23 protein-coding genes are annotated in these 25,695 nt (G+C 65.8%); 15 read left to right on the top strand and 8 right to left on the bottom strand.

The window, feature by feature from the left end; all coding sequences use genetic code 11:
* Positions 1-4 precede the first annotated feature (4 nt).
* Genes ABRP30_RS10685 through ABRP30_RS10675 form a run of 3 tightly spaced genes read left to right on the top strand, consistent with a single transcriptional unit; the run spans position 5 to position 4,601 of the window.
* Positions 5-874 carry a branched-chain amino acid ABC transporter permease gene (locus ABRP30_RS10685; protein ID WP_349974314.1) on the top strand — a complete coding sequence of 290 codons (870 nt, stop codon included), beginning with the start codon at positions 5-7 and terminating at the stop codon, positions 872-874.
* On the top strand, positions 871-3,357 hold the full coding sequence (locus ABRP30_RS10680) for an ATP-binding cassette domain-containing protein (RefSeq protein ID WP_372490435.1): 2,487 nt from the start codon (positions 871-873) through the stop codon (positions 3,355-3,357). Before ABRP30_RS10685 ends, ABRP30_RS10680 begins: the two co-directional genes overlap by 4 nt.
* The gene (locus ABRP30_RS10675) at positions 3,354-4,601 is read left to right on the top strand and encodes an amidohydrolase family protein (protein ID WP_349974318.1); all 1,248 of its coding nucleotides are present in this window, start codon (positions 3,354-3,356) and stop codon (positions 4,599-4,601) included. Before ABRP30_RS10680 ends, ABRP30_RS10675 begins: the two co-directional genes overlap by 4 nt.
* Here the strand turns inward: ABRP30_RS10675 and ABRP30_RS10670 are convergent.
* Both ABRP30_RS10670 and ABRP30_RS10665 read right to left on the bottom strand, forming a co-directional pair.
* Positions 4,570-5,265 carry a GntR family transcriptional regulator gene (locus tag ABRP30_RS10670; protein ID WP_241805899.1) on the bottom strand — a complete coding sequence of 232 codons (696 nt, stop codon included), beginning with the start codon at positions 5,263-5,265 and terminating at the stop codon, positions 4,570-4,572. The two genes, ABRP30_RS10675 and ABRP30_RS10670, sit on opposite strands and share 32 nt — an antisense overlap.
* 74 nt (positions 5,266-5,339) lie before the next feature.
* Positions 5,340-6,881: a gamma-glutamyltransferase gene (locus tag ABRP30_RS10665; protein WP_349974320.1), complete on the bottom strand. Its 1,542-nt coding sequence runs from the start codon at positions 6,879-6,881 to the stop codon at positions 5,340-5,342.
* Positions 6,882-7,019: 138 nt separating this feature from the next.
* On the opposite strand from ABRP30_RS10665, the gene ABRP30_RS10660 reads away from it, so the two are divergent.
* On the top strand, positions 7,020-7,268 hold the full coding sequence (locus ABRP30_RS10660) for a CsbD family protein (RefSeq protein ID WP_241805901.1): 249 nt from the start codon (positions 7,020-7,022) through the stop codon (positions 7,266-7,268).
* A gap of 143 nt (positions 7,269-7,411) precedes the next feature.
* Here the strand turns inward: ABRP30_RS10660 and ABRP30_RS10655 are convergent, their stop codons facing one another.
* On the bottom strand, positions 7,412-8,884 hold the full coding sequence (locus ABRP30_RS10655; protein ID WP_349974323.1) for a PAS domain S-box protein: 1,473 nt from the start codon (positions 8,882-8,884) through the stop codon (positions 7,412-7,414).
* A 192-nt stretch (positions 8,885-9,076) separates the two neighbouring features.
* On the opposite strand from ABRP30_RS10655, the gene ABRP30_RS10650 reads away from it, so the two are divergent.
* From ABRP30_RS10650 to ABRP30_RS10640, 3 genes are all read left to right on the top strand, one after another.
* The gene (locus tag ABRP30_RS10650) at positions 9,077-10,063 is read left to right on the top strand and encodes a hypothetical protein (RefSeq protein ID WP_349974325.1); all 987 of its coding nucleotides are present in this window, start codon (positions 9,077-9,079) and stop codon (positions 10,061-10,063) included.
* A 73-nt stretch (positions 10,064-10,136) separates the two neighbouring features.
* The gene (locus ABRP30_RS10645) at positions 10,137-10,316 is read left to right on the top strand and encodes a CsbD family protein (protein ID WP_267823074.1); all 180 of its coding nucleotides are present in this window, start codon (positions 10,137-10,139) and stop codon (positions 10,314-10,316) included.
* Positions 10,317-10,521: 205 nt separating this feature from the next.
* The gene (locus tag ABRP30_RS10640) at positions 10,522-10,737 is read left to right on the top strand and encodes a TIGR02450 family Trp-rich protein (protein ID WP_241805905.1); all 216 of its coding nucleotides are present in this window, start codon (positions 10,522-10,524) and stop codon (positions 10,735-10,737) included.
* Between the two features lie 44 nt (positions 10,738-10,781).
* Here the strand turns inward: ABRP30_RS10640 and ABRP30_RS10635 are convergent, their stop codons facing one another.
* Positions 10,782-11,552 (bottom strand): IclR family transcriptional regulator C-terminal domain-containing protein, encoded by a 771-nt coding sequence (locus tag ABRP30_RS10635; RefSeq protein ID WP_241805906.1) that lies wholly within the window; start codon positions 11,550-11,552, stop codon positions 10,782-10,784.
* 174 nt (positions 11,553-11,726) lie between these two features.
* Here ABRP30_RS10635 and ABRP30_RS10630 point away from each other — a divergent pair, with 174 nt between their 5' ends.
* The 4 genes from ABRP30_RS10630 to ABRP30_RS10615 are packed head-to-tail and all read left to right on the top strand — an operon-like array spanning position 11,727 to position 16,328.
* Complete coding sequence (locus ABRP30_RS10630; protein ID WP_267823072.1) at positions 11,727-12,536, top strand: shikimate dehydrogenase; 810 nt, start codon at positions 11,727-11,729, stop codon at positions 12,534-12,536.
* A 4-nt stretch (positions 12,537-12,540) separates the two neighbouring features.
* A complete protein-coding gene (locus tag ABRP30_RS10625; protein ID WP_349974328.1) occupies positions 12,541-14,274 on the top strand; it encodes an FAD-dependent oxidoreductase in 1,734 nt (577 codons plus the stop codon).
* Entirely contained in the window at positions 14,259-14,579 is a 321-nt protein-coding gene (locus ABRP30_RS10620) for an NIPSNAP family protein (protein WP_267823067.1), read from the top strand. The genes ABRP30_RS10625 and ABRP30_RS10620 overlap by 16 nt, the downstream gene beginning before the upstream one ends.
* Positions 14,580-14,600: 21 nt before the next feature.
* Positions 14,601-16,328, top strand: a complete 1,728-nt coding sequence (locus ABRP30_RS10615) for an FAD-dependent oxidoreductase (protein WP_349974330.1) — start codon at positions 14,601-14,603, stop codon at positions 16,326-16,328.
* A 393-nt stretch (positions 16,329-16,721) separates the two neighbouring features.
* Here ABRP30_RS10615 and ABRP30_RS10610 read toward each other — a convergent pair whose 3' ends face one another.
* From ABRP30_RS10610 to ABRP30_RS10600, 3 genes are all read right to left on the bottom strand, one after another.
* Positions 16,722-17,537: a sugar phosphate isomerase/epimerase gene (locus tag ABRP30_RS10610; RefSeq protein ID WP_349974331.1), complete on the bottom strand. Its 816-nt coding sequence runs from the start codon at positions 17,535-17,537 to the stop codon at positions 16,722-16,724.
* A 51-nt stretch (positions 17,538-17,588) separates the two neighbouring features.
* Entirely contained in the window at positions 17,589-18,641 is a 1,053-nt protein-coding gene (locus tag ABRP30_RS10605) for a Gfo/Idh/MocA family oxidoreductase (protein ID WP_349974333.1), read from the bottom strand.
* 168 nt (positions 18,642-18,809) lie between these two features.
* Complete coding sequence (locus tag ABRP30_RS10600) at positions 18,810-19,586, bottom strand: IclR family transcriptional regulator (RefSeq protein ID WP_349974334.1); 777 nt, start codon at positions 19,584-19,586, stop codon at positions 18,810-18,812.
* Between the two features lie 185 nt (positions 19,587-19,771).
* Between ABRP30_RS10600 and ABRP30_RS10595 the strand changes: the two genes are divergently transcribed.
* A complete protein-coding gene (locus tag ABRP30_RS10595) occupies positions 19,772-21,484 on the top strand; it encodes an FAD-dependent oxidoreductase (protein ID WP_349974336.1) in 1,713 nt (570 codons plus the stop codon).
* Between the two features lie 185 nt (positions 21,485-21,669).
* A complete protein-coding gene (locus ABRP30_RS10590; protein ID WP_241805915.1) occupies positions 21,670-21,936 on the top strand; it encodes a hypothetical protein in 267 nt (88 codons plus the stop codon).
* A 62-nt stretch (positions 21,937-21,998) separates the two neighbouring features.
* Here the strand turns inward: ABRP30_RS10590 and ABRP30_RS10585 are convergent, their stop codons facing one another.
* The gene (locus ABRP30_RS10585) at positions 21,999-23,168 is read right to left on the bottom strand and encodes a DUF2314 domain-containing protein (protein ID WP_349974337.1); all 1,170 of its coding nucleotides are present in this window, start codon (positions 23,166-23,168) and stop codon (positions 21,999-22,001) included.
* A 275-nt stretch (positions 23,169-23,443) separates the two neighbouring features.
* On the opposite strand from ABRP30_RS10585, the gene ABRP30_RS10580 reads away from it, so the two are divergent.
* Together ABRP30_RS10580 and ABRP30_RS10575 are read left to right on the top strand one after the other, a co-directional pair.
* Positions 23,444-24,670: an MFS transporter gene (locus tag ABRP30_RS10580; protein ID WP_267823051.1), complete on the top strand. Its 1,227-nt coding sequence runs from the start codon at positions 23,444-23,446 to the stop codon at positions 24,668-24,670.
* 89 nt (positions 24,671-24,759) lie between these two features.
* Positions 24,760-25,677: a pyridoxal-phosphate dependent enzyme gene (locus tag ABRP30_RS10575; protein ID WP_267823049.1), complete on the top strand. Its 918-nt coding sequence runs from the start codon at positions 24,760-24,762 to the stop codon at positions 25,675-25,677.
* Positions 25,678-25,695: the final 18 nt, after the last annotated feature.

Here is a 25,695-nt window from a genome sequence, read left to right as displayed (position 1 = left end):
CGACATGATCACCACCGCACTGGTCAGCGGCCTGGGCCTGGGCAGCATGTATGCGCTGCTGGCGCTGGGCTTTCACCTCACCTATGCCGTGTCGCGCACGGTCAACTTCGCCCAGGGCAGCGCGATGATGGTCGGCGCCGTGCTTGGCTACAGCCTGGCCGTGACCTGGGGCTGGCCGTTGTGGCTGGCACTGCCCACTACCCTGCTGCTGTGCGCGGTGCTGGGCCTGGCCATCGAGCGCTTTCTGGTGCGCCCCTTCCATGCCCGTGGCTCGGACGCCTGGCTGATGGCGACCGTGGCGGGCGGGCTGCTGCTGGACAACCTGGCGATGTTCACCTTCGGCAAGGAGCCACGGCAGTTCGGCAGTGCCCTGACCAGCCTGCGCCTGGACCTGGGCGACAGCAGCCTGAATGCCGTGCAGTTGGCCATTCCGCTGGCCGGTGCGGCGGTGGCGGCCGCGCTTTACTGGGTGCGCCGACGCACACAGCTGGGCCTGCGCCTGGAAGCCTGCGTGCAGAACCCACGGGCAGCCCGGCTGATGGGCATCGACGTGAACCGCGTGGTGGCGGCGGCCTTCGCCCTGTCGACCGTGTTCGCGGCGCTGGCGGGCCTGCTGATCGCACCGCTGTACAACGTGCACGCCGACATGGGCACGTTGTTCGGCCTGAAGGCGTTCGCCGTGGCCATCCTCGGCGGCATCGCCAGTGCGGGTGGGGTGTTCGCGGCAGGCCTGCTGTTTGGCCTGCTCGAGGCGGTGGTCACGCTGTATTTCGGCTCTGCGTTCACGCAATTGCTGTGCTTTGCACTGGTGATCGTGGTACTCGCGGCACGTCCTGACGGCCTGTTCGGCCGCAAACTCTGGGTAAAGGTATGACCATGCGCGAGCGACTCGCCCCCCTCGGCCTGGCCCTGTTCGGGGTCGCCAGCCTTGGCCTGGCATTGGGCCTGGACAGCTACTGGCTGTTGATCCTGACCTTGTACGCGCTGGCGGTCACCGTCGGCGTGGGCCTGAACATCCTGATCGGTTTGTCCGGGCAGATGTCCTTCGGGCACATCGCGTTCTATGCCATCGGCGCCTACCTGTCGGCACTGCTGACACTTGCCGGCCTGCCGCTGTCGGGCGCCCTGCCCCTGGCCGGCCTTGGCTGCGCGCTGTTGGGCGGCTTGCTGGCGATCCCGGCGCTACGGGTCAGCGGGCCTTACCTGGCAATGATCACCATTGCCTTTGCCCTGGTGGTGCACAACGGCCTGATCGAGTGGCGCAGCATCACTGGCGGTGCCAACGGCCTGATGGGCATTCCACTGCCTGAAGTCGGCACGCTGGACCCGGCCCTGCTGCTGGCACTGGCTGCGGTGCTGCTGATGCTGGCGGCGCTGGCCTTCTACTGGAGCCTGCAGCGCAGCGGCTGGGGCCTGGCAATGCGGGCGGTGAAGGCGTCGGAGATCGCCGCCCGCTCATTGGGGGTCAACCCGGTGCAGACGCGGACCTTGGCCTTTGCCCTGTCGGCAGGCCTGGCGGGGGCGGCAGGGGCGCTGGTAGCGCCGGTGCTGATGTTCATCAACCCGGCAGCGTTCCCGTTCTCGCAGTCGATCCTGTTCGTCCTGGCGGTGATCGTCGGTGGCGCCGGCATGCTGTTCGGGCCGGTGCTCGGTGCACTGGTGATCGTGCTGCTGCCTGAACTGCTGGCCGACTTTGCCGAGTACCGGCTGCTGGCGTTCTCGGTTTTGCTGCTGGCGGTACTGTGGGCGGCACCACGCGGTGTGCTGGGCAGCCTCGCCAAGCGGTTTTGGCGGCCGCGGCACGAGCCGGTCACCGCACAGCCGGATGCGGCGGTGCTGCGGGCGTTCTTCACCGGTGGTGCGCGGCATGGGCTGAAGGTCGAGGGCATCGGCATCCGTTTCGGGGGTGTGCAGGCCGCGCAGCACGTCAGCCTGCAGGCCTTGCCAGGCAGCATCACCAGCCTGATCGGGCCCAATGGTGCGGGCAAATCCACGGTGCTCAACCTGATCAGTGGTTTCTACCGCCCCGACACCGGCTCGATACAGCTGGGCGCGGAGCTGGCCGGGCAGCCGGCCTGGCGCATCGCGCGCGCCGGTATCGCCCGTACGTACCAGACCACCCAGCTGTTCGGTGAGCTGAGCGTGCTCGAGAACCTGCTGCTGGCCTTTCAGCAAGGCGCCATCGAACGGCCCTGGCCGTGCCAGCAGGCCACACGCAAGGCCTTGGCCATCGCGTTGCTGGCGCTGGTCGGCTACCGCGGCAACCTGCACGTCGCCGCCGATGACCTGCCCCACGTCGACCGCCGCTTGGTCGAGATCGCCCGGGCCCTGGCCAGCCGCCCGCAGGTGTTGCTGCTCGACGAGCCGGCTGCGGGCCTTGGCCGGCAGGACACCGACCGCCTGGCCACGCTGCTGCAACGCCTGGCCACCTTCAACCTGGCGATCATCCTGGTCGAGCACGACATGCCGCTGGTGATGGCCGTGTCGCACAGGCTACTGGTGCTCGACGCCGGCAAACCGATCGCCTGGGGCACCCCTGAACAGGTGCGCTCGGACCCGCGGGTGATTGCGGCGTACCTGGGGGGCACCGAGTACCAGGCCCAGCCGCGCGCGCAGGCCTGGGCGGGCTCGCGTGACGCCGTGCTGCACGTGCGCGACCTGTGCATCGACTATGGCGCGGCGCCAGTGGTCGAAGCTGTCGACCTGGTGGTCAACCCGGGTGAGCTGATCGCCATCCTGGGCGCCAATGGCGCCGGCAAATCGAGCATCCTGCAGGCCCTTGCCGGCCTGCACCGGCCACGTGGCGGCAGCATCGTGCTGGACAACCGCAGCATCGAAAGCCTCGATGCAAGCCAGATCGCCCGCCTTGGCCTGGCCCTGGTCCCTGAAGGCCGGCAGCTGTTCGGCCAGTTGAGCGTGCGCGAGAACCTGCTGCTGGGGGCCAACGTGCGCCAGGATGCCGTCGATGCCGACGGCGAAATCGCCGCGATCCTCACGCGCTTCCCCCGCCTGCGCGAACGCATCCACAGCCCGGCCGGGCTGCTCTCGGGCGGTGAACAGCAGATGGTCGCGATTGGCCGCGCGCTGATGGCCAAGCCACGCATCCTGCTGCTGGACGAGCCGTCCCTGGGCCTCTCCCCGGCGATGATCGGCGAGCTGTACGACGCCCTTGCCGCCCTGCGCGACGAAGGCGTGACGTTACTGCTGGTCGATCAGATGGCTAACCTGGCACTGCAGGTGGCCGACCGCGCCTACGTGCTGGAAACCGGCCGCATCGTCAAACAGGGCAGCGCCGAGCAACTTCGCGGTGACCCACAACTGGAAGCCGCCTACCTGGGGGCAGGAGCCGCCGCATGAGCCATCTGGAACTGATCAATGTGCGCCTGGGCGACGGCCCGGCACTGAGCCGCCTGCTGATCGAAGACGGCCGCTTCGTGGCCCGGCTGAGCCGGCCGGCGCCCAAGCTCGACCTCGGCGGCCGGCTGGTGCTGCCGGGCCTGATCGAAACCCATATCCATCTGGACAAGGCCTGCATCCTTTCGCGCTGCCACCTGCGCGAAGGCACGCTGGCCGAAGCCATCGCCCAGACCCGCCTGGCCAAAGCCGCGTTCACCGAGGCCGATGTTTACGCCCGCGGCGCGGCTGTGCTGGAGCAAGCCATCGTACAAGGCACCACGCACATGCGTACCCATGTCGAGATCGACCCGGGTATCGGCCTGACCGGCCTGCGCGCCATCCGCAGGCTACAGGCGGATTACGCCTGGGCCGTGACCCTGGAGATCTGCGTGTTCCCGCAGGAAGGCATGCTCGACAACCCCGGGACCGAAGCGCTGTTGTGCCAGGCCCTGGACGAAGGCGCCGAAGTGCTGGGCGGCTGCCCTTACACCGACGCCGACCCTAAAGCGCAGATCCGCCGGCTGTTCGAACTGGCGGTGGCCTACGATCGCGACCTGGACCTGCACCTGGACTTCGACCTGCAAATCGCCGGCATGACCTTGGGCGAGGTGATTCGCTGCACCCACCAGCATGGCTGGCAAGGCCGGGTCACCGTCGGCCATGTGACCAAGCTCTCGGCGCTGCCGCAGGCCGAACTGCTGCGCATGGGCCAGGCGTTGGCCGAAGCCGGTGTGCACGTCACCTGCCTGCCGGCCACCGACCTGTTTCTCACCGGCCGTGACCGCTTCCATGACAAGCCCAGGGGGCTGGCACCGCTGGCACAACTGCATCAGTGCGGGGTGACCTGTTCGTTGTCCAGCAACAACATCGGTAACCCTTTCACGCCCTATGGCGATGCCTCCCTGGTGCGTCAGGCCAACCTGTACGCCAACGTCGCCCAACTGGGCACGCCGCAGGAACTGCTGCTGTGCCTGGGCTGGATCTCACGGCAGTCGGCGCGCCTGCTGCGCCTTGCCGACTATGGCCTGGAACCGGGTTGCCGGGCCGACTTCGTGGTGTTCGACGCGCCCTCGCCCGCCGAGGTGATCGGCCGTATCGCCGCGCCGCTGATGGGGTTCAAACAGGGCCGGCAGACCTTCAGCCGGCCACCGGCCGAGCTGTTCCCAGCACCGCTCACAGCCCTGACAGTGCCTGGCGCAGGTTGACCTCAGGCGCAGCCACATCCTCGAGGGCCAACTGGCCTTCGAGTTCGTCCAGGTGCGCGATCATTTCGTCCACCGCCGCCTGGGTATCGCCAGCGCGCAAGGCATCGATGATCGCCTGGTGCTCGTCCGAGGCACAGGGCGGGCTGTCACCGCGCTGATACAGGGCGACGATCAGCGAACTGCGCACCATCAGGTTGCCGAGGATGTCGGCCAGCACCTGGTTACCGCTCACCTCACCCAACAACAGGTGAAACTCACTGAGTTCGCGAACGATGGCGCGGCGATCGGTGCTGGCAGTGGCTGCACGCTCGTCGTGCATGTGCTGTTCGATGCGTACCTGATGCTCGGCGACATGCGCCGGGGTGATGGCCTCGACGATCGCCCGCTCCACGGCGCGGCGTGCGGCGAAGATTTCCCGTGCTTCGCGGGCACTTGGCTGGGCCACGGTGGCACCGCGGTTGGGCTCGATGTCGACGATGCGTTGCATGGCCAGGCGTTGCAGCGCAGCCTGCACGTGGTTGCGGTTGGCTTGCAGGGTCTCGACGATGTGCGCCTCGACCAGGCGCACGCCGGGGCGCAGGCGATGCTGGGCGATGGCCTTGGCGAGCATCTCGGCGATGCGCTGGACTTCCTGTTGCTTGCTGCTGACCGTCTTGCCTTTCATCGCGACCTCGAAACCCTCAAACGCTTTGGGCCGGCATTATCCGCCGGGCCACGCATTGCGGCAATCGGCGTGGTTCAGTCCTGCTGGCCAAGGGCGCTGCCCTGGCTGCGCGGGTCATAGGCAGCGGTGCGCTGACCGTCCAGGCCGATGGCAATCACGCCGGCCAGGCCCATCAACGGGCTCAACGCAGGCGTGGTCTCGACCTGGTGGCCACGGTCGGCCAGCCCCTGCACCACCGTTGCGCCGATATCGGCCTCCAGCTTGAGGTTGTCGGTGCTGTCGAAGAAGCTGCGCCCAAGCAGAAAGCGCGGTGCACGCAACGCCGCCTCGGCAGGCTGCTGGTAGTCGATCAACTGGGTGGCAAGCACCATCTGCGTCTGGGGCTGGCCGTCGCCCCCTTGGGTACCGAAAAACCAGCGGCGCCCATCATCGGCCAGGTAGGCCGACGGGTTGAGTGTATGCGCCGGCCGCTTGCCGGGCGCCCAGGCATTGCAGTGCCCCGGCTGGGGGCTGAAACCTGCCGCACGGTTGTGCCAAAGGATGCCGGTATCGCCCAGGATGCACCCGGAGCCGAAGTCATGGAACAGGCTTTGAATCAGGCAGGCACTGCGCCCGGCGCGGTCGGTGGCGGCCATCCATACCGTGTCGGCCGGTTGCCCGGGCTCTCGCCAGGGCGTCGCACGTTGCTCGTTGAGGGTTGCGGAAGGCAGAGCAAGCGCGTGCTCGAAGTCCCAACCCGTGGCGCGTGGATCATGGAGTTGAGTGTTGCGCTGCAGCAGGCCCTGCTTGATGGCTTCGACCAGCAGGTGGTAATAGCCCGGCGTGCCGTTCTCGCCCAGGTTCAGGGCCTGCAGCGCAGCCATGGCACGCAGCGTGTACAGGCCTTGGCTGGGAGGCGCGACATTGTACAGCCGGCCGTTGCGATAACGTACGCAGAGCGGCGCCGCCAGGTCTGCACGGGTGGCGCGCAGGTCTTCGACGGTCAGGCCGCAACCCAGGGCGTCGAACGCCACACCGAAGGCCTCCGCCAGTTCACCGTGGTAGAAGTCGCTTGGCCCACGCCGCGCCAGGTGCTCCAGGCTGTTGGCCAGCGCGGGTTGGCGCAGACGGCCACCTTGGGGCGTACACAATGCCTGCAGGTTGGGCAGTGTCTGGATGAGGCTGGCGCGCTGCCCTTGCCAGAACAGTTGCGAGGCGGATACCTCTACCCCGTCCCGGGCCAGCCCGGCGGCGCCTGTCAGCAGGTCGGCCCAGCCCAGCCGCGACCCCCACTGCTCGCTGATGGCCTTGGCCTGCGCCCAACTGGCCATGGCCCCGGCCGTGGTCGCGACCGAGGCAGGCCCACGCAGGCTGATCGCGCCCGCCGCAGGCAAGCGCCTGCCGGCCTGGCCGATCCCGATGATGGTGCGTACCTGGTCATCGTGGAGCAACCACAGTGCATCACCGCCCAGGCCCGTCATGTGTGGGTACACCGCTGCCAGCACGGCACTGGCGGTGAGCATGGCATCGATTGCGCTACCCCCGCCGTCGAGCACCTCCAGGCCCGCAGCGCTCGCCAAGGGGTGCGGGGTGCATAGCACGCCACCGCGGGAATGGGCGACCAGGGACTCGTTCATTGCTAGCTCCTTTATGGATATTGCTAGCAATCAGCAAGGATCGTTCCCAATCGCGTAAACCGCTTTGAACTAATCCACCCGCCCCGCTCCCTAACCTTGTGCGTTCCCATTGCCACTCACTAGGAAGGTTTGATCACTATGAAAAGCGAACAAGTTGAAGGTGTTGCACAGAAAGTCGCAGGCAAGGCGCAGAGCGCTGTGGGTCGGCTTTTCGAGGACCCGGCCCTGGAGGCAGAGGGCGATGGCCGCCAGGTCGCTGGCCAGCTGACCAAAACCTACGGTGACGCACTGAACAACGTCTCTGCCTTCGTGAAAGAGAAGCCCATCACCGCACTGGCAATCGGCGCCGCCCTCACCCTGGTGGTGAGCCGCCTACTGCGTCGCTGATAAGCAAAAGGTCGGTCCGAGGGCTTCAAAGACCATGAAGCCCTTTGGCGTCCAGCAGAGGCCTCGGCGAAGCAATAACGCCTACCTCCGATCACCCACTGGCGATAGCCCAGGCCCCTCCCCGGAACCTGTGCCTGAGCCAATCAATGCGTGAACAGGCGTCGCTCACGCGCCCAGACAATGGCCTCACTGCGGCTGTGAACATCGAGCTTGGAGTACACCGTTGCCACATGGTTGCGCACGGTATTGAGGGCCAGGTTCAACCGCGTGGCGATTTCCTTGTCGGCAAGGCCTTCGCAGATCAGCGCCAGCACATCGCGCTCGCGGCGGGTCAGGTCGGTCAATGAGGCGTCAGGCAAGCGGCCGGTGTTCAGGCGCTTGGCATTGGCCAGCTTCTCGATCAAGGTCTGGCTGAACCACGACGCATCCTGCATCACCGTTTCTATCGCCTCGACCAACTCCAGCTCGGAACGCTTGCGTTCGGTGATGTCCATCAGCACCAACAGGTAACACGGGGTGTCCTGCAAGCTCACGGTGTCCGCCTGCAGCACACAGTCGAGACGGTCATTGCCTTTTTTTCGCAGCTTGAGGTCCAGCCCCTCGATACGCCCGGTTTTTTCCAGCGCATCGAACACTTGAGCGACACGCCGATCATCCATGAAGTCGATTTCGGCCACGGTCTTGCCGATCAGCTCCTGGGCGGCGTAACCCAGGGTGTCGAGAAAGGCTTCGTTGGCATCGATCAACTGCTGCCTGTCGGCGCTGCACACCACGGTGGGCACTGGGCTGAGGCGAAAGGCCTTGGCAAAGCGTTCCTCACTCTGGCGCAGGGCATTTTCCGCCTTGCGCCGGGGCTCCAGGTCGGTGAAAGAAAACAGCATGCAATCTTCTTCGTGCATGTCCAGGGGTTGCCCGGCCACGATGACCAGCTTGGTGCCGCCATCGGGCAAGCGCAGTTCAGCCTGCATCTGCGGGATGGTGGCCCCTTCCATGAGCCGCTCGATAGCCAATTCCTTGCGTTCGGCGTTTTCCAGCACATCCACTTCATAGACAGAACGGCCGATGACGTTCTCCCGCACATGGCCGGTCATCTCCAGAAAGCCCTGGTTGACCTTGATGAAGCGCAAGTCGCTGAGCCTGCAGATGACCGCAGGGGCCGGGTTGGCATTGAAGGTCTTTTCGAAGCGCTGCTCGGCACTGGCCCATTCGGTGGCATCGGCCAGGATCAGCACCAGCGATTCGGCCTCACCCTTGCTGTCTTCCAGCACCATGCTGCGCACCCGGTGCACACGGCTGCGCGCTTCATCGTCGCCAACAGCTAGCACCTCCACCATCACGTCGCTGAACACCTCTCCTGCGGCCACCCGCGCGATCGGGTACTGCTCGGCTTCAAGGGGGTGATTGTTGCGGTAGCGCAGGGCAAAGCGTGCGCGATAGCCCTCAGCGTCGCTGCCCAGTTGTTCCAGGCTGTCGACCCCGTGCATGCGCAACGCCGCTTCGTTGGCCCAGATGATGGACTGGTCGACCTCCAGCAGGATCACGCCATCGGACAACCCGGCGATGATTTGCTGAAGTTGGCGGCGGTTGGTCTCGCGGGCAAGCACGGCGTCGCTCATAGAGGTTCTCCAATCGGCAGGTCTGCATGGCCTGGAGCTTAATCGCTGCAGGCTGGCCAGGGTTGGTGCGAATGCACTAATCGATCAGGTGCGGATGCGCCATCACAGCCCTGCATGTGACCTGCAAACTGGCCCTGACGTTGCACCAGGCCTGTGCCGGTGCTGCCGGATCTTACCCACGAGGATGCATAGATGACTGAATCGTACGTGACCACCCCAACGAACGCTGTCAGCCCGCTACGGGTATCGTGGAGCGCCGTGTTCGCAGGCGGCGCCATCGCCCTGGTCAGCTACCTGGTACTCAGCGTGCTGGGCACGGCCATTGGCGCCGGCGCCATGAACCCTATGGCTGACGGCAATCCGCTGCAGGGCTTCGGCACCGGTGCGGGGGTATGGCTGTTCATCAGCACCCTGCTCTCGGTCGCGGCAGGTGCCTGGGTCGCCGGGCGGACCGCGCCCACCCGGGGCGGCCTGCATGGTCTGCTGAGCTGGACAGTGACTACCCTGCTGGCTACCTGGTTGCTGGCGTCGTTGGCCGGCACCGTGGTTGGCACTGCCGGCAACATCGCTGGCAAGGGCCTGTCGCTGGCGGCCGACGGCGTCGCTGCCGCCGCGCCCAGTGTGAGCCAAGGCATCAAGGAGCAACTGAACAAGAAGGGTATTTCGCTGGACTGGGACAGCCTGGAAGCCGAGTTGAACAAGACCTTGGTGCAGTCTGGCAAGGCTGAACTGGCCCCCTCGACCCTGGAGCAGAAGGCCGAGCAGGCGCAGGCTCAGGGAGAGTCGGCAGGACGCATCGCGGCCGAGAACCCGACCCAGGCCATCGACCAGCTCAAAGCATGGTTCGAGCGCGTGCGCAAGGCCGGTGAACCTGCCCTGAGCGCGGCAGACAAGCAAGCGTTGGTCAACATCGTCGCTGCGCGCACCGGCAAGAGCCAGCAGGAGGCCCAGCAGGTGGTCGATAACTACGCCCGTGCCTATGAACAGGCTGCCGAGCAGGTGAAGGTGCTTAAAGAGCAGGCCGAGCAACAGGCTCGCGAGGCTGCCCAGGTCGCCGCCAGCAACGTCTCGAAAGCCGCCTGGGGCACCTTGGTAACCCTGCTGATCGGTGCCGCCTTGAGTTTTGGCGTAGGCCGCTTCGCGCTGTCGTCACGCAAGACGCGCGTTGCCACGGTGTGAGTCGCAACGCCAACGCTGCAGGTACGCTTCACCCAACCCACGTTTCACGGATGTCTGTCGAAGGAGAAAAACCATGAGCAGCACTTCGGACAAAGTAAAAGGCTTGGCCAACGAAGCCATCGGCAAGGTCAAGCAAGCCGTAGGCAGGGCCACTGGCAACACGGAACTGGAGGTCAAAGGCAAGGTGCAGGAGAAAAAAGGCGAAGCGCAGCAGGTAGTCGGTGACGTCAAGGACGCCGTCAGCAAGGATTGACCCTTGCGCATGAGCCATAACAAACGGCTGCCTGAGGGCGGCCGTTTGCCGTTTCTGGGGGTGTACGGTTCTCGGCTTGCGGCCCGGCCATGCCACACACCGCAGTCGGTAGGCATCGACCGGCCAGATACTGGCCGGGCAAGTATCCACGGTGGCTTGCCTGCCTGTATAACGATCAGGATGCACTCTCGCCCAAGGAGCAATGATGAACCGCTTCAACCCGGACAAATTGAAACTCTCGAAATGGACAGCGCGACACCCCACGAACCGTGAAAAACACTTCCTGGTGACCGACCTGGAACGGGATGAAGAGGGGCATGTACTGCGTGTGGAACTGGAAGCGGTGCACAGCAAGCGCAGCCAGTGGCTGGACTGGCAGGTGCTGCGTGACCCTGAGGTATGGCTGATGGGCTGGCAATGAAAACGGCCTGAGCTACCGCCCTCGTACCCACCCACGCTGCCCGGTCAGCCAAACACCGGTTTGAGCAGCGCCTGCGCCTCATACAGCGGTGGCAGGTAACGCAGGCGGATCTCATCCATGCTCAGCCGCGATGCATGGGTAGTGATGGTCAGCGTCGCCTTCAACTGCCCCGCCCGGTCCAATAACGGCACGCCGATTACGCGCATGCCGACTTCGAACTCTTGATCGACGATGCAGTAGCCCTGCTCGCGCACCTGCTGCAACGTCGCGTCCAGCAGCGCCCTGTCGGTCTGGGTGTAGGGCGTCAGCGGGTGTAGCGGATTGCGGGCGAAATAATCATCGCGCTGCGCCTGGCTCAGTGCCGCCAGCCAGACTCGCCCGCCGGCGGTGCAATACATCGGCACCCGCGAGCCGGGCCGTATCGACAACGAGGCGATGTGGCTGTAGCGGCTACGCACCAGGTGGATGATTTCGTCGTCGTCGCGTGTCCCCACCGAGACATGTTCCTGGGTCTGCCGGGCCACTTGCTCGACGACCGGGCGCAGCATGCGTGGCAACTGCGCCGAGTCCACATAGGCCTGGCCGATACGCAGGGCCTTGGGGGTCAGCCAGTAGTGGCGGTTGTCGGTTTCAGCGAAGCCTTCATGCACCAGGGTCAGCAGAAAACGCCGCGCCGCACTGGGCGTAAGGCCCGCTTGCCTGGCGGCCTGGGGCACCGTGAGGCGCGGCTGCTCGGCGTTGAACAGCTGCATGAGCGCCAGGCCTTTCTGTAAACCGGCAATCAGGTCGCGGGGGTGAATCAGGGGTTTGTCCATGTCTTGCACCCTCGAGTGGGGAATCGTGGCCGCCAGGCAAGCCGAATTGTGCAGTTGCCGCGATAAACGCGTTATGAGTGCGATTATCGCATCAAACCCCTGGCAAGCGTATTGTGACAACGCCGCCACCGCCTCACCCTGACTTCCACAACAACACCCATAACGGAAGTCACCATGATCAAAGGTTCGACAGCGCTGGTCGCCATCGTCGGTACGCCCATCGCCCAGGTGAAATCGCCTGAAAACTTCAATACCTGGTTCAGCAACAATGGCCATGACCTGGCCATGCTGCCCATCGACTTGCAGCATGCCGCGCTGGACGCGTTTATCGACACCTTGCGCGGCTGGCGCAACCTGCGCGGTTGCGTGGTGACCGTGCCTTACAAGCAGGCATTTGCCACCCGCCTGGACGGCCTGAGCGAACGCGCAGCGGCCCTGGGCTCGGTGAACGTGGTACGGCGTGAAAACGACGGCCGCCTGTATGGTGACAACGTGGACGGCGCGGGCTTTCTGGGCGCAGCACGCAAGCACGGCTTCGCCCCTGCGGGCAAGCGAGTGCTGATCGTCGGTTGCGGTGGCGTCGGCAGTGCCATCGCCTACGCACTGGGTGAGGCCGGGGTTGCCCAGATCACCCTCGCCGACCCCGAAACGCCTCGCGCCACAGCGCTTGCCGGCCTGCTGGGCAAGGCCTTCCCTGGCGTCGGCAGCACCACCGCATACAGCACGCTGGACGCCTTCGACCTGGTGGTCAACGCCTCGCCCGTGGGCATGGGCGGCACGGGCGAACTGCCGCTGCCCGCTGCACTGCTGGGCACGCTCAAAAGCACCACGCTGGTAGCCGACGTTGTCACTTCGCCCGAAATCACCCCGCTGCTGCAACACGCGCGTGAACGCGGCTGCGCGGTGCAGACGGGCGCGCAAATGGCCTTTGCGCAACTTGGCCACCTGGGCGCCTTCATGGGCGTAACGCCACTGGAGATCTGAGGCCATGCCCCCTATCGAAAACGCGCAAGCGGTGTACGACCTGGTGGTGCTTGGCAGTGGCGCCGGTGGCCTGGCTGCCGCCGCCACGGCATCGCGCCTGGGCCTGAAGGTGCTGGTGGTGGAAAAGGCCGAACACTTTGGCGGTACCTCGGCGATCTCCGGGGGTGCTGCGTGGTTGTATGGCTCGGATCAGGCGCGCACCGCCGGTGCGCAGGACTCACCCGAGGCCGTCACGACCTACCTGAAAAGCATCATCGGTGCCGGCTACAACGGCGAACTGGTGGACGCCTTCATCGCGCGCGGGCACCAGGCGCTGCGCTGGCTGGAACACAACACCGAACTGCGCTACGCCCTGCGCCCGCACTCGCCGGACTATTACCCGGACGCACCCGGCGCCACCGCGTTTGGCCGTGCGCTGGAAATGGTCGAGTACGACGGCCGCCGGCTCGGCCCACGCTTCAAGGACCTGAAAATGCCACCGCCGGGCATGCTGTTGTTCGGCGCGATGATGGTCAACCGCGAGGACATTCAGCACTTTTTGAGCCTGCGTCGCTCCCCGCGGTCACTGTGGCATTGCCTGAAACTGATGGCGCGCTACGCACTGGACCGGGTTCGCCATCACCGTGGCACGCGCCTGACCACGGGGAACGCACTGGTGGCGCGCCTGGCCAGCACCGCCTTCGCCCACGGCGCACAGCTGTGGTTGCGCAGCGAAGCGCAGGCACTGATCGTCGAACACGGCACGGTCACCGGCGTGGTGGTGCAGCATGAGGGCCGCCGCACGCAAGTCCATGCCCGCGGTGGGGTGGTCTGCGCCATGGGCGGGTTTGCTGCGGGTGCACTGGCGGCGGCCCACCGCCCGGACCCTGACGCGCCACACCTGACCATGTCCCCCGCTGGCAACGACGGTGCTGCGCTGCGCCTTGCCCAGGCGGTGGATGCCGCCCAGGGCGAGGGCTTGGCGGCCAATTTCTTCTGGGCGCCGGTTTCCGAGCGGCGCCATGCCAGTGGAGAGCGCGAGCGCTTCCCGCACCTGGTCACCGACCGCGCCAAGCCCGGCGTCATTGCGCTCGACCCGGCCGGGCGGCGCTTCGTCAACGAATCCAACTCCTATCACCACTTCGTACAGGCCATGTTCGCCAATGGCATCAGCAGCTGCTGGCTGGTCTGTGACGCCGAGGCCATGAACCGCTACGGCCTGGGCCTGGCACGGCCCAAGCCGGTGGACAACACGGCCCTGATCGAAGCCGGCTACCTGCACCGCGCCGGTTCAGTGCAAGGGCTGGCACAGGCCATCGGCGTGCCGGCGCAGGTGCTGCAGGAAACACTGGAGCGCTTCAACGCCGACGCCCGCAGCGGCATCGACCGGCAATTCGACAAGGGCGGCAACAGCTACAACCGTTACATGGGCGACCCGCAACACAAGCCCAACCCGTGCCTGGCGCCACTGGCCAAGGCCCCGTTCTACGCCATCCGCCTGCACACCGGCGACCTTGGCTCGGCGCGCGGCCTGGTGACCGATGCCAACGCCAATGCACTCAACCGCGCCGGTGCGCCGATCGTTGGCTTGTATGCCGTCGGCAACGACATGAACTCATTGATGAATGGCACCTATCCGGGCCCCGGGATCACTTTGGGCCCTGCCCTCACCTTCGGCTGGATCGCTGCCAGCCATATCGCTGAACGCCTGCAAGCCCACAGCCCTGAAACGGAGACGCGCCCATGTACTACGAAATGAGAACCTACACCCTCGACCCACTGAAAATGGCTGACTGGCTGGCCCTCTACCAAAGCCACGCCCTGGCGGTGCAACGCGAACACCTGGGCAACCTGGTCGGTTTCTTCACCAGCGAATTCGGTGAGGTGAACCAGGTGGTGCACATCTGGGGTTATGCCAGCCTGGACGAGCGCAGCGAACGGCGCGCGGCGATGGCAGCGGACCCACGCTGGGCCCAGTTCTCGCGGCTCAACCGTGAACTGGGCGCTGTACTGCGCCTGCAATCACGCCTGCTGCGGCCTACCGGCTTCTCGCCGCTGCAGTGACAACCGAACCGGAGTGCGCCCATGCAACCCCTTGAGTGTGACGTACTTGTCATCGGCTCCGGTGCCAGCGGCCTGGCTGCGGCGGTTACCGCCGCGCACCACGGCCTCAAGGTGATCGTGGCAGAAAAAGCCCCCCGGCTCGGCGGCACCAGCGCCTGGTCGGGCGGTTGGCTATGGATACCGAGCAACCCCCTGGCCGTGGCCGAAGGCCTGGTCGAAACCGCTGATGCAGCGCAGCGCTACCTGCGCGCCCAAACCCGCGTAGCGGAACTGGACGCACGTCAACTGGCGTTCCTGCGCCATGGCCCGGCGATGGTGGCGTTCTTCCAGCAGCACACATGCGTGCAATTTCAGTGCGGTGCGAAGCTGCCCGACATGCATGAAGGGGACGGCAGCGCGCGCGGTGGGCGTGCCCTGTGTGCACTGCCCTATGACGGCCACCTGCTCGGGCCCTGGATACACCGGCTGCGGCCACCGCTGGACATCGTCAGCCTGGGCGGCATGGGCATTGCCGGTGGCATGGACATGGCCGCTTTCTTCAATGCCCGGCAATCGCCCAGGGCGGCTTGGCATGTGGCCAAACGCCTGTTGCGTCACGGGCGCGATCTGTTGCTGCACCGGCGCGGTCTGCAACTGGTCAACGGCAACGCGCTGGTGGCCCGCCTGCTGCGCAGTGCCCTGGACCTGGGCGTCACGCTGCTGACCGACAAAGCGGCCATTGCCTTGCTGGGCGATGCACGCATCACCGGCGCGCACTGTGCCGATGGCCAGCGGATCCATGCGCGGCGTGGCGTGGTGCTGGCCTGTGGCGGTTTTGCCCATGACCGCCAGCGCATCGCGCAGCTGATACCGCACGCGCCCGACGGCGTTGGCCATTACTCTGCCGCGCCGCCGGAAAACAGCGGCGATGGCCTGCGCCTGGGCGAGCAGGCCGGCGCCCAGGTCGGCACCAACCTGGCCCTTGCCGGTGCCTGGGCGCCGGTCTCGCAAGTGCCGCGTAACGATGGCAGCGTTGGGCATTTCCCGCACCTGATAGACCGCGCCAAGCCTGGTTTCATCGCAGTGCGCAGTGACGGTCGACGCTTTGTCAACGAGGCGGACTGCTACCACGACTTCATGAATGCCCTGTTCGCCGCTACGCCAGAGGGCGAACCCTATGAGGCCTGGTTGATCTGCGACCATGCCGCGCAGCGTCGTTATGGCATCGGCTGGGCCAAGCCGTTTCCCTTTCCTGCCCGCTTCTATGAACGGCGTGGCTACCTGTTGCGTGGCAACGACCTGGCGCAACTGGCCGCGCGCTGTGGCATCGATGGCCAGCAGTTGCAGCGCACGGTGGCGCGCTTCAACCAGCAGGCGGCGCAGGGTGTGGACCCTGACTTTGGGCGCGGCGCCTCGGCATACAACCGGGCGCAGGGTGAGCCGCAGCAGGCCCCGAACCCTTCGCTGCGGCCCCTGCTGCACGGCCCTTTCTACGCAGTGAAGTTGCTGCCGGGCAGCCTCGGGACCTTTGCCGGGCTGGGCACCGATGCTTCGGCCAGGGTGCTCGATGATGCAGGGCAGGCCATACCGGGGTTGTTTGCGGTGGGTAATGACATGCACAGCATCATGGGCGGGCATTACCCCAGTGGCGGTATCACGCTGGGGCCAGGGATGACTTTCGGATACCTCGCAGGCCTGGCGCTATGCGGGTTGCCGCAGCCGGAGCGGGACTGTTCCGGGGTTGGTGCGGCTGCCTCAACCAGTCTCTAGAATTGAAGGCATTTGAGTGGGATCCGGCTTGCCGGCGATGCAGGTGCTGCGGTGCATGGCACCGGCTTCGCCGGTGATCGCCGGCAAGCCGGCTCCCACCGCGACCGCGCAGTTCTTTAGGTTTGCGTTTTACCTATGAGAGCAACCGCCTGACCCAATTTCTACAAGTCGACACAAGTCATGGGCAGCTGGCTTGCCGGCGATGCAGATGCTGCGGTGCATGGCACCGGCTTCGCCGGTGATCGCCGGCAAGCCGGCTCCCACCGCGACCGCGCAGTTCTTCAGGTCTGCGCTTTACCTTTGCGAGCAACCGCCTTACTCAATTTCTAGAAGTCGACACAAGTCAGGTGGGAGCTGGCTTGCCGGCGATGGGCCGCGAAGCGGCCCCTTGGCTCACATCGATGCCAGCACCGCCCGGGCCTTCTCCAGCGCCATCCGCGCACGCTGCTCGCCACTGACACCCTGCACCAGCAGTTGCCGCGTGGGAATCTCCAGGCTTAGCGGAACGCTCGCTGGCAACCCACGCAACAGGCCGGCCAGGTCGGCATCACCCTCCCCTGGGAAACGCCGCTCGTTACGGGCCTGGCGCAGGATTTCATCCATATCGGCCGGAACCGGCCCAGCCACGTCGCACAACTGGGCGTAGCGCATGCGCTGCGGGGCCAGCCGCGCCAGGTCGTCGAGCGACGACCCGGAGCGGTTGAAGTGAAAGGCATCCACCAGCACGCAACCGTTCGGGCGGTCTGCCTTGGCAACGATGCGCATGGCCTGTTGCAGGTCGCGGACGTCGGTCCAGGGCATGAACTCCAGATGCGGATGAATACCATAGCCGGCCGCCAGGTCGCACAGTTCAGCGAAGCGCTCGGTGAGGCGCGCCTCATTCGAGTCGTTACCGGCAACCAGCAGTTCGCTGCCGCCCAACTCGGCACCGACCGCCAGCATCGGCTCGAAATCGGCCACGCAGGTGTCGGGTTCAAGACGCAGGATTTCCAGATCCAGGACTCTGATGCCGGTGTCACGCAAGCGCGCCTGGGTCTGGCGGCGCAGCTCGGCGTCGCTCACCAACGGGAAGTGCTGCTCTTCGCGGGTCGCTGGCACCAGGCGCAGGCCAACGTGGCTGTAACCGGCACGGGCGGCGGCTTCGACCATCGCCGGGGGTGACAGCTCCAGTACGGTGAGCGCGGCCAGGGAAAAGATTCGATCAGTCATGGGGGTTACCTGCAGGCAAAGGGGTACGGGGAGGAAGAACGCACGCGCGGCTCACACGATGATCTCTGGCGTGCAAGCCCGGCCGCTGGCGGCTGCCTGGCGGATCGCCTCGATCAACGCCAGGGTGCGGCCACCGTCAGCGGCATCGGTCAGCGGCGCTTCCTGCCCACGGGCAACACGGACAAAGTGCTGCAACTGCAGGGTCAGTGCCGCACCCGCCGGGATACCCACATCACGCTGCAGCAGCGGTGTATGCCAGCCCGAGTTTGCCTCGGCGTATTGCCAGTGCTTGAGCTGGGGGATGCTCAGCGCCCCCCGGGTGCCGGCCAGCAAGTAACAGGGTTGGTCCGCCTGGCGCGGATAGACAGGGCTTTCACCCGAGCTCAGCTCCCAGCTCCACGGCGCTGCCACCGCGTCGGAGCCGGTCAAGCTGCCCAGGGCACCGTTGGCGAACTCCAGCAGCACTGCCGCGCTGTCCTCGTTGGCAAACCCGCGCACCTGGTTACGGGTGAACGCCTGCACCTTTACCACCTCACCGCACAGGTAGCGCAGCAGGTCCAGGTCGTGGATCAGGTTGGTCAGCAGAAAGCCGGCGCCGGGCTCGCGGCGCCACGGTGTGTCGAAATAGCTGTCGGGTTTTTGCAACTGCCACAGCGCGGTGACGTTGACCAACCGGCCCAAGGCCCCTTCGGCGATCACGCTGCGCGCGCTGGCAATCAGCGGGTTATGCCGCCGATGGTGGCCAACCAGCACCGGCACGCCGCAGCGGCGCGACGCCTCCACCAGCGCACGCACCTCATCCAGGTGCACCCCTACCGGCTTTTCCAGCAGCACCGGCACGCCGGCTTCAACACAATCGAGGGCAGTGGCCACGTGCAGGTTGTTCGGATTGGCCACGATCACGGCCTCGGGCCGCACAGCCTGCAGCATCTGCCGGTGATCGGCGAAATACGCCACCCCGCACTCGGCGGCAAAGGCTTCAGCCTGGGGGCCGGGGTCGGCCACCGCGCACAACTGGGCTTGCGGTACCTGGCTCAGGTGCTGGTAATGCTGGCGTCCCATGATACCGGCGCCAATCAGGGCGATGCGAAGGGGTGCGTTCAACGGGCAGTCCTCTAGCGGTTATCGTTGTTGTTGTGAATATTCCAGAACAGGGTTCCAGAATCATCTTTGGCTAATTTAGAACTGCGGTCCGTTTTGCAAAAGGACGCCCTGCATAGAGTGTGCGGTAATCGACCAGAGATTTAGACGCATCCCCCCGTTGCAGCCCATTCAAGCGAACAACTCGCTCGCCTGGCTGGCCACCGACAATTCCTCCACCGCCGCCAACAACAGCGGCGCCAGCTCCGGCAATCGCGCCTCGGATAGGCGCGCACTGGGGCCGGCAATGCTCAGCACACCAATGACGTCGTTGCCATGCGGCCGGCGCACCACTGCGGCCAGGGCCGAAGTGCCGACTGCCGAGGTTTGCTCGACCCAGGCATACCCGCGCTCACGGGCGCCAGCCAGGTAGCCCAGCAGCTGTTCAGTGGAGCGCGGGGCGTTGGGGCCGAACTGCTCGGGGTCGGCAATGCCCTGGCGCAGGACCATCTGCAGCGCCTCGTCATCACTGAGGCTGGCCAGCCAGGCATGCCCCGAGGCGGTGTAGAACAAGGGCGCATCGCGGCCCATGTCCGGGTCGTAACGCAACCCGGAACGGGCGCCCTGGGATTTGGCGATCCAGGTCTGGCGGGCGCCGTCGATAACGCCCAGGCGCACCAACTCTCCGCTGTCCTGAGCCAGGCGGTCGAGGATCGGCTGGATGATGTCAGCGCCGCTGCTGGACAGGTAGCGAAAGCCCAACGCCACCAGCTTGGCCGACAGTTGGTAGCGGTTGTTGTCACGGTTCTGGCGGACGTAGCCCAGGCGCGTAAGGTCGGCGAGCATGCGGTGGGCGGCGCTCTTGGGGATCTCCAGCCGGTCAGCGAGGGTTTGCAGGGCCAGCCCCTGGGGCTCGGCGGCAAGGCTTTCTACAAGACTGAAGGCGCGTTCGATCTGACTACCAGCCATGACAGGGTTTCCTGATGAAAAAGGCGAATTCTGGAAGATGATTCCATATCCTCGCCGGCCTCCGCAGGTCAGCACGCCTTAAGTGTCCGATTATCGACCATTACTTACCGGCATCACTTGCATACCGCTAGGTCAGGCAAGAAGAATATGGAACCTAGTTCCAATAATAATACCGGAGACCCGCGATGCCCACCGACAACTTGCAAGCCGAATGCGATGTACTGGTCATTGGCTCTGGCGCCGCCGGGCTGGCCGCGGCCGTCACGGCAGCCTGGCATGGGCAACGGGTTACCCTCGTGGAAAAAGACGCGGTGTTTGGCGGCGCCACTGCCTGGTCCGGCGGATGGGCCTGGGTGCCGCGCAACCCGCTGGCGCGTCGTGCCGGTATCGAGGAAGACATCGAGCAACCTCGCACGTACCTGCGCAACGAACTGGGCGCCCATTACGACGCGCAGCGCATCGACGCCTTCCTTGAAGCCTGTCCGCACATGGTCGCCTTTTTCGAGCAACATACGGCCCTGCAGTTCGCCGATGGCAACGCCATCCCCGACATGCACGGCGATACCCCTGGCGCCGCCATCGGTGGGCACCAGGTCATCGCCGCCCCCTACGACGCCCGCCAGCTGGGTGCGCTGTTGCCCCGCTTGCGCCGGACCCTGCGCGAAACCTCGTTCATGGGCATGCCGATCATGGCCGGCGCCGACCTCGCCGCCTTTTTGAACATGACCCGCTCCCCCCGCGCCTTCTGGCATGTGTGCAAACGCTTCGCTCGCCACCTGTACCACCTCGCCCGCCATGGCCGGGCCATGCACCTGGTCAACGGTGTGGCACTGGTGGCGCGCCTGGCCAAGTCGGCTGAAGACCTGGGCGTGCGCCTGCTCGAGTCTGCGCCGGCCAAACGCCTGCTGATGGAGGACGGTCATGTGCGTGGCGCGGTGATCGCCACCGCGCAGGGCGACCTCACCCTGCGCGCCAACGCCGTGGTGCTGGCGGCCGGTGGCTTCGCCCATGACCCCGAGCGGCGCCGGCAATTGTTCCCGCGCGATGCCAGTGGCCACGACAACCTCGCCCTGCCGCCGCGGTCGTGCTCCGGCGACGGCCTGCGCCTTGGTGAATCCGCCGGCGGCGTGGTGGCCACCGACCTGAAGTCGGCGGTCGCCTGGGCCCCGGTGTCCAAGGTCGCGCACCGTGATGGCAGCGTCGGCCACTTCCCGCACATCATCGAACGGGGCAAGCCCGGCATCATCGGTGTGCTGGCCAACGGCAAGCGCTTCGTCAACGAGGCGCACGGCTATTACGACTATGTCGCAGCCATGCTCGACGCCCTGCCGCAGGACGAGGAAGCCTGTTCGTGGCTGATCTGCGACCATCGCTTCCTGCGCCGCTACGGCCTTGGCCATGCCCGCCCCGCCCCGCTGCCAGTGGGGCCGCACCTGCGCAGCGGCTATCTCAAGCGCGGCGCCAGCCTGGAAATGCTGGCCCGCGCCTGCGGCATCGACCCTGCGGGGTTGAGCGCCACGGTCGCCGAGTACAACCGCCACGCACGCCAAGGCCAGGACCCTGAATTCGGGCGCGGCAGCACCCCGTTCAACCGCAAACAGGGCGACCCGCACCACAAGGGGCCCAACCCCTGCGTCGCGCCGATCGAGCACGGCCCGTTCTACGCGGTAAAGGTGCAGCCCGGCTGCTTTGGCACCTTCGCCGGCCTGCGCACCGACGGCCACGCACGTGTGCTGGATGAACAGGGTCAGCCCATCGGCGGCCTGTATGCCGCGGGCACCGACATGGCCAGCGTATTCGGCGGCTGGTACCCGTCCGGGGGTATCAACCTGGGGCCGGCGCTGACGTTCGGTTATGTGGCCGGCCGGCATATCGCCGGGGCCCAGGCGTATGAGTAAGCCAGCCCGGCGGTACTTCGCCGCCGCCGCCCTGCGCCGTTCAGCGCCCGGAGCAGGCGCCCCCGGGAAAACCGGCTAAGCTCGGGGCTGCGAGCCACAGCAGTGCTCGGCATAGCTTTGCAGGTCCATCGTCGCTCGGGCGATCCACACCGACGGGCCGTTACCGGCTCAAAGAGGGTGCAGCAATGGCGACAATCGAGACAACAGCGCTCGCTCAGGGGCTGCAGCAGGTGGAAAACAGCTGGCAGGCATATCTCGCTTCACAAAAGCGCACACAGGGGCTGACGGGCAAACAGCTCAGCTCAGCGCTCAAGGCCTGTACCCGCGATTACATCAGGTTCCAGAACCAGAGCCAGCAGTTCTACGCCGAAGTGCGCAAGCGCGTGGGGGATGCTGAAAAGCTGGAGCTGGACCGGGTGCTTTACCCTCACTACTTCACCGACAAACACTGAGCCGTCTACAGCCCAGGCACCTGGTTGCGCGAACCGGCGCAGCAGGTGCCGAGGCGGCGACGTTAATAAGACCCGCTAACGTAGCGCAGCAATTGATCGTGCAGCACCCAGGCAAAAACAACGGCGCCTGTAATGGCACCGACATCCAGCGCCCGGCTCGCTCCCCATTGCGGGGTGCGCAGGCGCAGCCTGATATACCAGGGGCCTGTGCAAGAAGCGACACCGACGCTCAGCAGGAGGATGGCACCGACAAAGTCCCAGGTACTGGCCACTTCAGCGCCACGGCCCGCCCATACGGCACGCAAGGGAACAACGATCAAGTAATAAAGCCATGCCAAGGCCAGCGCGACCAGCGACAAGCCGATCGGCCATAATGGCAACCCTTTGCTGGCGACCGGCTCGCCGCCCTGAGCCATATCGCATTGCAACAACTCGGCAATCCGTGGCCAGCCTGCTTCAGCTGCCAATGCCTGCGCACTCTGGCCTTGGCTGTTCGCTGCCCGAGGGTCAGCCCCGTGGCGCAGCAATGCATGTACCACCGGGTAGTTGCCAGCCAGCACCTCCCGGTGCAGCAGCAACCAGCCTCGGTCGTCGTAGTCGCTGATCATCTCGGGGTATTGCCGCAGGCCTTCTTCGACCTTTTCGCGCATGTTCACTGCCATCGGGTGGTCTGTACATTCCAGCGCTGCCAACATCTGCAGGTCTGCCGTGGTGCTCAGCGCGCGAGTGAGCAGCCAAGGCGCCTGGCCGTCCGCGGCAGGTGCCAGTTCGATGCTGCCAGGCTCACCAAAGTCCAGCCCCCAGGCGGCGTCATGCTCGGCACGTTCATCAGCCGCCATGCTGCTACGCAAGGCATCGACGGTGAAACCGCCGTAGACACGACCATCGCGGACGAACATCCAGTCATTGAGTGCGGCAAAAGGCAATGACACCGGGTCAGAGGCCTTGAACTCAGTTGCCCAGCGGGGCTCGTTCAGCAACACCCCGGTGATCGTCTGCCCATCGAAGTCAATGTCCGTCACCCACATGTTCTCGACTGCAGGTATGTCAGGGTTATCCGGATCAAGCACGAAGGACATTTTGACGGCGGCCATATCGAGGCACTTCACGATCCTGCGCGCCTCCCATGACAACTCCCGCCAGAAGAACTTGAAGGTTGCCTGGGCGCTGGCCACGGCTTCCTTGAGTGCCTGGCTTTCACCTTCAACGCTGTAGATAACGTGTTCCGTCATGACTTGCTCGTCCTTGTTGAAACTGCGTGGCTGGCGCCCCGCTGCTGATGAGATGCAGATCATAGCGCACAGGGACCTGTCGTTCCGTGCGCAGCGCACGCTGCATTGCATCAGAGGCGGCTGCCCGGCAAGGGCGCCTCATCAATCGCACTGATGATGACTATCGAAAGGCCCGCCTGTCGGCCCGGCAGACGGGCCCCGTATACTGCCCGCCGGATTCTCCCCCGCTCCACGCGCCTGCTCAAGGCGACACTCCCCCTCTGGAACCCCGCACCATGTCAAATACCAGCCCGGCCCCTGGTGGCCTGCCCGAACACAGTCAGCAAAGCGTCAAACAGCAGTGGCTGGCGATTCTATCGGTCGCCGTGGGCGCCTTCGCCCTGGTGACCAGCGAGTTTTTGCCGGTAGGCGTATTGAACGATGTCGCCAGTGACCTGGGCATCAGTGCTGGCCACGCCGGCCTGATGGTCACCCTGCCCGGCATCATGGCCGCCCTCGCCGCCCCCTTGCTGTCGGTGGGCATCGGCGCCCTGGACCGGCGCTATCTGTTGATCGGCCTGACTCTGATCATGATCATCGCCAACGCGGTGGTGGCCTATGCCAGCGACTTCAACCTGCTGCTGTTCGGCCGCGTGCTGCTGGGCATCAGCATCGGCGGTTTCTGGGCTACCGCCATTGCCCTGAGCGGCCGCCTGGCACCCAAGGGGGTGGGCGTTGCCCAGGCCACCTCGATCATCATGGTCGGTGTGACCCTGGCCACCGTGCTGGGCGTGCCGGTAGGCACCTGGCTCAGTGGCCTGCTGGGCTGGCGCATGACCTTCCTGGTCACGGCCCTGGTCGGCGTCCCGGTACTGCTGGCGCAGATCCTGCTGCTGCCGCGCCTGAACCCGGACAAGGCCATCCGCATCAGTGACCTGCCAGCGCTGTTCATCAACCCACAAGCCCGGGTTGGCCTGATTGCGGTGTTGCTGATTGGCCTGGCGCACTTTGCCGCCTACACCTACGTCGCGCCCTTCTTCAAGCAGCATTCCGGTTTCGATGGGCCGACCATCGGCTCGCTGTTGCTGCTGTATGGCGTAGCCGGGGTGATGGGCAATATCTTCGCCGGTTTCGCCGCCAACCAAAGCGTGCGTCACACCCTGTTGCTGGTCGCGTTGATGATCGGCGTCAGCACCGCCCTGTTCCCCCACTTCGCCACCGGCATGACCGGGGCGGCGATGCTGATCGCGCTCTGGGGCTTCGCCTTCGGTGCCTTCCCGGCCTGCGCCAGTATCTGGATGTTTGTCGTCGCGCCCAAGGACGTCGAACGAGGCATGCCACTGTTCGTTGCCATGTTCCAGGTGATCATCGCGCTGGGCTCGTTCTTCGGCGGGCAAATCGTCGACCAGCTGGGCAGCTCGGTGCTGCTGGGCCTGGCCACGGCATTGGTGGGCTGCGGTTTTGTCACGGTGCTGGTGCTGGGGCGCAGCGTCAGCAATAGCGCTGCGGTGCAGGCGTGCTGACAGGCAGGGTGTAATCACCGCACATTCAATGACCTGCAACTGGCCTGCCGCGTTACCATTGGCCCCTACCTGAAGCATGGAGCTACGCGATGACCCTGCATATCCACACCCCGCTGATCGAATCCCGCCCGCTGTCGCTGGCCGCTGGCCGCTCGATCTGGCTGAAGCTCGACGCACTTCAGCCCTGCGGCTCATTCAAGCTGCGTGGGGTGGGCCATGCCTGCGAAGTGCACCATGCCCGGGGCGCCCGCCATTTCGTGTCCTCATCCGGTGGCAATGCCGGCCTGGCCGTCGCCTACGCCGGGCGCCAGCTGGGTGTGCCGGTCACGGTGGTGGTGCCTGAGACCACCACCGAACGCGCCAAGGAACTGTTGCACCTGGAGGGTGCCAAGGTGGTGGTGCATGGCAGCTCGTGGCAGGAGGCCAACGCGTTGGCGCAAACCCTGGTCGGGCCGCACGATGCCTTCATTCACCCCTTCGATGACCCGCTGCTGTGGGCCGGCCATGCCAGCCTTGTGGATGAAGTGGCGGCAACCGGCTACAAGCCCGATGCGGTGGTGCTGTCGGTGGGCGGCGGCGGCCTGCTCAGTGGCGTGGTCGAAGGGCTCAAGCGCAACGGCTGGCACGATGTCCCTGTGCTGGCGGTGGAAACCGAGGGCGCGGCCTCGCTGCACGCGGCAGTGCAGGCAGGTCACCCGGTAGAGCTGCAGCGCCTCACATCGGTGGCGACTTCGCTGGGCGCCAAGCGTGTCGCCGACCAGGCCCTGGCGTGCGTGCAGGAACATCCGGTGCACAGCGTTCTGGTCAGCGATCGCGCGGCGCTTCAAGCCTGCGAGCGGTTTCTGGCGGACCACCGGGTGCTGGTGGAGCCTGCCTGCGGGGCGGCGTTGGCGTTGGCGTACGAGGCCGCGAAGCTGGACGGTTACCAGAACGTGCTGGTGGTCGTTTGTGGCGGGGCTACGGCTACGCTGCAACAGATTCAGGACTGGTTGAAGCAGGTCGCCTGAGGTAGCCCTCACGGCCCA

This window comes from Pseudomonas sp. WHRI 8519 (assembly GCF_040224055.2).
GTDB lineage: Bacteria > Pseudomonadota > Gammaproteobacteria > Pseudomonadales > Pseudomonadaceae > Aquipseudomonas > Aquipseudomonas putida_X.
This window is presented reverse-complemented; position numbering and strand designations above follow the sequence as displayed.